The organism is Enterobacter cloacae complex sp. IR5450 (assembly GCF_049238665.1).
GTDB classification, from domain to species: domain Bacteria; phylum Pseudomonadota; class Gammaproteobacteria; order Enterobacterales; family Enterobacteriaceae; genus Enterobacter; species Enterobacter hormaechei_C.
The window spans coordinates 1-5959 of the sequence record NZ_JBMKIC010000067.1; the positions used below are offsets into that span (position 1 = coordinate 1).

The 5959-nt window shown below is 49.4% G+C and carries 7 protein-coding genes; 5 read left to right on the plus strand and 2 right to left on the minus strand.

The genetic code is table 11. The features are described from left to right. Window positions 1-151: 151 nt before the first annotated feature. From ACOTYB_RS24420 to ACOTYB_RS24430, 3 genes are read left to right on the plus strand one after another with little or no spacing between them, the layout of a single operon-like run. Window positions 152-616 (plus strand): BRCT domain-containing protein, encoded by a 465-nt coding sequence (locus ACOTYB_RS24420; protein ID WP_000645230.1) that lies wholly within the window; start codon window positions 152-154, stop codon window positions 614-616. Continuing rightward, complete coding sequence (gene dfrA19, locus ACOTYB_RS24425) at window positions 616-1185, plus strand: trimethoprim-resistant dihydrofolate reductase DfrA19 (protein WP_000019304.1); 570 nt, start codon at window positions 616-618, stop codon at window positions 1183-1185. Before ACOTYB_RS24420 ends, dfrA19 begins: the two co-directional genes overlap by 1 nt. A 10-nt stretch (window positions 1186-1195) precedes the next feature. Continuing rightward, entirely contained in the window at window positions 1196-1801 is a 606-nt protein-coding gene (locus ACOTYB_RS24430) for a hypothetical protein (RefSeq protein ID WP_048228299.1), read from the plus strand. Here ACOTYB_RS24430 and intI1 read toward each other — a convergent pair. Further along, the gene (gene intI1, locus ACOTYB_RS24435) at window positions 1788-2801 is read right to left on the minus strand and encodes a class 1 integron integrase IntI1 (protein ID WP_000845039.1); all 1014 of its coding nucleotides are present in this window, start codon (window positions 2799-2801) and stop codon (window positions 1788-1790) included. The two genes, ACOTYB_RS24430 and intI1, sit on opposite strands and share 14 nt — an antisense overlap. A gap of 152 nt (window positions 2802-2953) precedes the next feature. Here intI1 and ACOTYB_RS24440 point away from each other — a divergent pair, with 152 nt between their 5' ends. Further along, complete coding sequence (locus ACOTYB_RS24440) at window positions 2954-3694, plus strand: subclass B1 metallo-beta-lactamase IMP-26 (protein ID WP_060614779.1); 741 nt, start codon at window positions 2954-2956, stop codon at window positions 3692-3694. 89 nt (window positions 3695-3783) lie between these two features. Here ACOTYB_RS24440 and ltrA read toward each other — a convergent pair whose 3' ends face one another. After that, window positions 3784-5124 (minus strand): group II intron reverse transcriptase/maturase, encoded by a 1341-nt coding sequence (gene ltrA / locus ACOTYB_RS24445; RefSeq protein ID WP_225556253.1) that lies wholly within the window; start codon window positions 5122-5124, stop codon window positions 3784-3786. A 681-nt stretch (window positions 5125-5805) separates the two neighbouring features. On the opposite strand from ltrA, the gene ACOTYB_RS24450 reads away from it, so the two are divergent. Then, on the plus strand, window positions 5806-5959 hold a 154-nt coding region (locus ACOTYB_RS24450; RefSeq protein ID WP_074146789.1), incomplete at its 3' end, for a DMT family transporter.

Below are 5959 nucleotides of genomic sequence, written 5' to 3' on the forward strand. Positions count from 1 at the left end.
CTTGAGCGGTAAACGAGTGAGGGAATTTCAGGTAAGATACTTCGGATGAGGAGCAAAAAGGTGGTTTATACTTCCTATACCCAGTAGTGTTCCCCTGTCGGTTTGGTTGGGGTCGATGCCCCACTTTGGGCGCGGCGTTGGGCGCCGCAAGATGAAAGCTCTGTGTGAAGGCTTGGATATTAAGACCTTGGATGATTTCAATGCCATCACCGAAGAGCAGATCGTTAGCGTCGACAAATTCAGCTACAAAACTGCCGCAAAAGTGCTTGCAGGTATGGCTGAACATGCCGAGCTATTCAACAAGATTCAATCAATCATCGGGTTCAAACAGCAGGTCACTTCGGGGGATCGTTTTACCGGTGAGAAGATCGTGATCACCGGTTTTCGTGACGCGGCCTTGGAGAAGCTGATTGAAGCTGAGGGTGGTGAAGTGCAATCATCAGTCTCGTCGAAGACCACCATGGTGATCGCGGCATCCACTTCCGGATCTTCCGGCAAATTGAAGAAAGTGCACGATCTCAACAACAGCGGAAAGGCAAATATCAAACTGATTGATCTGGCCACCTTCCGTAAGCAATATCTGGAACAACCAGCATCGACTGGTTTGGAGTTTTAATGAGTCACCCACAACTTGAGCTAATAGTCGCTGTGGATTCTAAGTTGGGATTCGGGAAAGGCGGCAAGATTCCATGGAAATGCAAAGAAGACATGGCGCGATTTACGCGGATTTCTAAAGAGATCCGCGTGTGCGTTATGGGGAAACACACGTATACTGACATGCGTGACATGCAGTTAGAAAAGGATGGCGCCGAGGAGCGAATCAAGGAGAAAGGAATTCTCCCCGAACGCGAATCGTTCGTGATCTCCTCGACGTTAAAACAAGAAGATGTCATAGGCGCTACTGTCGTTCCTGATCTTCGTGCTGTGATCAACCTGTATGAGAATACCGATCAACGCATTGCTGTCATTGGTGGGGAGAAGTTGTACATTCAAGCTCTTTCATCAGCAACGAAACTGCACATGACCATAATTCCAAGAGAGTTCGACTGTGATCGATTTATTCCTGTTGATCCGATCCAGAACAATTTTCACATTGATTCCAGTGCCAGCGAGACTGTGGAGGCAACCGTTGATGAGACTCAAGAGCGCATTCACTTTGCTACTTACGTGCGTAACAATCAGTAACGCGCTGGCAGTGGAAGAACAAGAACCAGAAACGAAGCAGACGGTGTTGGCCGTCTGCTTCGAAACATCATTATTGGCTCGAGAACTGATCGAGAATACCATTCTTGCGGACGACATCCAAAACAATACAGAAAAGATAGCTTTGCAGTTGTCGGAGCCCCTCCCCCCAACTTATAATGGGATTATTGCTGGGCTAAACAATGCTGTCGCCATGCGTGGGACAGCAAACGTTGAATCGCCATCAAGAGCATCCACAGATTTACGTGCAGCCGTCATCGGTTTATGGTGTATAAATGACACCATAGCCGCCCTGAATCAGACTGATAATGCAGTCTTACAGGACGGCGAGTTGCAACAAACACTTGTCGATTATTACAACAACTTATTGGCTGACATCGTTTGTCGTTTTCAGAAGACGGCTGCACTGAACGTCAGAAGCCGACTGCACTATAGCAGCGGAGGGGTTGGATCCATCAGGCAACGACGGGCTGCTGCCGGCCATCAGCGGACGCAGGGAGGACTTTCCGCAACCGGCCGTTCGATGCGGCACCGATGGCCTTCGCGCAGGGGTAGTGAATCCGCCAGGATTGACTTGCGCTGCCCTACCTCTCACTAGTGAGGGGCGGCAGCGCATCAAGCGGTGAGCGCACTCCGGCACCGCCAACTTTCAGCACATGCGTGTAAATCATCGTCGTAGAGACGTCGGAATGGCCGAGCAGATCCTGCACGGTTCGAATGTCGTAACCGCTGCGGAGCAAGGCCGTCGCGAACGAGTGGCGGAGGGTGTGCGGTGTGGCGGGCTTCGTGATGCCTGCTTGTTCTACGGCACGTTTGAAGGCGCGCTGAAAGGTCTGGTCATACATGTGATGGCGACGCACGACACCGCTCCGTGGATCGGTCGAATGCGTGTGCTGCGCAAAAACCCAGAACCACGGCCAGGAATGCCCGGCGCGCGGATACTTCCGCTCAAGGGCGTCGGGAAGCGCAACGCCGCTGCGGCCCTCGGCCTGGTCCTTCAGCCACCATGCCCGTGCACGCGACAGCTGCTCGCGCAGGCTGGGTGCCAAGCTCTCGGGTAACATCAAGGCCCGATCCTTGGAGCCCTTGCCCTCCCGCACGATGATCGTGCCGTGATCGAAATCCAGATCCTTGACCCGCAGTTGCAAACCCTCACTGATCCGCATGCCCGTTCCATACAGAAGCTGGGCGAACAAACGATGCTCGCCTTCCAGAAAACCGAGGATGCGAACCACTTCATCCGGGGTCAGCACCACCGGCAAGCGCCGCGACGGCCGAGGTCTTCCGATCTCCTGAAGCCAGGGCAGATCCGTGCACAGCACCTTGCCGTAGAAGAACAGCAAGGCCGCCAATGCCTGACGATGCGTGGAGACCGAAACCTTGCGCTCGTTCGCCAGCCAGGACAGAAATGCCTCGACTTCGCTGCTGCCCAAGGTTGCCGGGTGACGCACACCGTGGAAACGGATGAAGGCACGAACCCAGTGGACATAAGCCTGTTCGGTTGGTAAGCTGTAATGCAAGTAGCGTATGCGCTCACGCAACTGGTCCAGAACCTTGACCGAACGCAGCGGTGGTAACGGCGCAGTGGCGGTTTTCATGGCTTGTTATGACTGTTTTTTTGTACAGTCTATGCCTCGGGCATCCAAGCAGCAAGCGCGTTACGCCGTGGGTCGATGTTTGATGTTATGGAGCAGCAACGATGTTACGCAGCAGGGCAGTCGCCCTAAAACAAAGTTAGAAAAGGGAAAGTATGAGCAAGTTATCTGTATTCTTTATATTTTTGTTTTGTAGCATTGCTACCGCAGCAGAGCCTTTGCCAGATTTAAAAATTGAAAAACTTGATGAAGGCGTTTATGTTCATACTTCGTTTGAAGAAGTTAACGGGTGGGGCGTTTTTCCTAAACATGGTTTGGTTGTTCTTGTAGATGCTGAAGCTTATCTAATTGACACTCCATTTACGGCTAAAGATACTGAAAAGTTAGTCACTTGGTTTGTGGAACGTGGCTATAAAATAAAAGGCAGTATTTCCTCTCATTTTCATAGTGACAGCACGGGCGGAATAGAGTGGCTTAATTCTCAATCCATCCCCACGTATGCGTCTGAATTAACTAATGAGCTGCTTAAAAAAGACGGTAAGGTTCAAGCTAAAAATTCATTTGGCGGGGTTAACTATTGGCTAGTTAAAAATAAAATTGAAGTTTTTTATCCAGGCCCAGGACACACTCCAGATAACCTAGTAGTTTGGCTGCCTGAAAGGAAAATATTATTCGGTGGTTGTTTTATTAAACCGTACGGTCTAGGTAATTTGGGTGACGCAAATTTAGAAGCTTGGCCAAAGTCCGCTAAATTATTAATATCCAAATATGGTAAGGCAAAACTGGTTGTTCCAAGTCACAGTGAAGCTGGAGACGCATCACTCTTGAAACTTACATTAGAGCAGGCGGTTAAAGGGTTAAACGAAAGTAAAAAACCATCAAAACTAAGCAACTAAATTTCTAATCGGGTAGCCGGAGGTATCTAGCCTCCAGCCCCCACACCACCCTGCATGCGGCTCCGCACAGGGCGGTTCATTTAGAACTCCTAACCTGTTATTTGGCTAGGATAATGAACTGCAATCCATCCATCTCTTAGTGAATACAATCCAGCTTTCTCTAGGTACTCGTTACTCAGCGCTTGCTGTATGCCTGGCGTTTTCGAACTACGCCAAGGGCCTTTACTTGTGAGTCCACAAGCAACGGCAGCTTGGATCCTGACACCTCGTTTAAGTAGGTTCTGCACCTTAGTCCGTGGTTTTCGCCACTGACGCCAGTAGCACATACGCACTCGGCGACGGATCCAGTGGTCTAAATCGACGCAACCTTGATAAGCGTTGGCTATGCCAAAGTAATTGATCCAACCTTGCATATATTGCCGCAGTTTAAACAGTTGATAGCTCATGCTGACTCCCCAATTGCGGTTCGTCAGTCGTCGTATCTTTTGTTTGAAAACGTGCAACGTGTTGGCATGCCATTGGATCTTTCCTCGGTTAAAGGTGAAGCCAAGGAACTTGCTTTGACCTACCTTAACTACTTGGCTTTTATGCTCGTTAACGATCAGTTTTAGCTTCGTACCAAGATAATGAGTAATACTCTTGAGAACACGTTCTCCCGCCCGTTGAGACTTCACCAAGATGATAAAGTCATCAGCGTAGCGGGCGAAGTGATGTCCTCGGCTTTCCAATTCTTTATCCAAACTATCCAGCATGATGTTTGATAATAAGGGTGAGAGTGGGCCGCCCTGAGGTACACCTTCGAAGCTTGCTTCAAATTGGTCGTTGACCATGACGCCCGCTCGCAGGTATTTGCCAATAAGCGCTAGCAGACGCTTATCCTGCACCTTACTCCTTAACTGAGTCATCAACAGATCGTGGTTGACGCGGTCAAAGAACTTGGACAGATCAACATCAACGGCAAATTTGCGCTTCTGTTTGATGATATTCCTGACTTGTAGTACCGCCTGCTGGGCGTTTCTGTTCGGCCTAAAGCCGAAGCTATTGACTGAAAAGTAGGGGTCAAACAACGGCGTGAGTATCTGAGCGATTGCTTGTTGTATCACACGATCAATCACGGTGGGGATCCCCAATTTGCGTTTACCGCCATCGGGTTTATCGATCTCCACGCGCCTGACCGCTGAGGGTTGATATTCTCCTCGCTCAAGCTGAGATTTACACTGTTGCCAGCCGCCTTGTTGCATCCAGCGCGGGAAGGCTTCGATGGTCATGCCATCGATACCCGACGCGCCTTTATTGGCTTTCACTTGTCGCCAAGCTCGGTGTAGATTCTCAGGTTCGAGTAGTTGCGGAAATAGATTGCTGTTGAAGGCTGGTTGCGGGCTAATACGCTGTTGATAGTAATCGTCTGACGACGTAGTGAGTACCGACAAGTTTGGCAAGACTCCTCCTTCTTCTAAATGTTCAGGCCTTCACCATATCCCATCCATTACGATAGGCGTTGGGCTACTATGCCGTCTGCTGACTTCTGCTTAATCACATGCCGAGTTGCCCCGTCATGCGCTATCGGTTTTCATCTAATTCGCTCTTTCCAGTTGATGAAATTGAAAAGCCAAGACACTTGTAGACCAGAGCCTTACTGGTTAATGACCGATCGCATGCTAAGCAGATCTCCCCAGATAAGGACATGAACTTTCTTTGCACTGCTGCATCATTTACGGTGGCCGTTAGATCACGTGGTTTCGTCGTCTTGTGCCAACTCACCTTCAGCCTACGCCTCATATGATGTTCTTGTTCATCAGCTCGCAAATTTGCTAGCGGCTTCCTTCAGACCGCCCCTCACGGGTAAGCCCTTGCCATTCGCTAGTAGTTAACGTTTAATAACAGCATGTTATCGAACGGTGACCTTCCTACAGAGGACTTTCACCTCATTAGTTCATGCCCATGCTGGGCGTACACAATTCAATCAAGCCGATGCCGCTTCGCGGCACGGCTTATTTCAGGCGTTAGATGCACTAAGCACATAATTGCTCACAGCCAAACTATCAGGTCAAGTCTGCTTTTATTATTTTTAAGCGTGCATAATAAGCCCTACACAAATTGGGAGATATATCATGAAAGGCTGGCTTTTTCTTGTTATCGCAATAGTTGGCGAAGTAATCGCAACATCCGCATTAAAATCTAGCGAGGGCTTTACTAAGCTTGCCCCTTCCGCCGTTGTCATAATCGGTTATGGCATCGCATTTTATTTTCTTTCTCTGGTTCTGA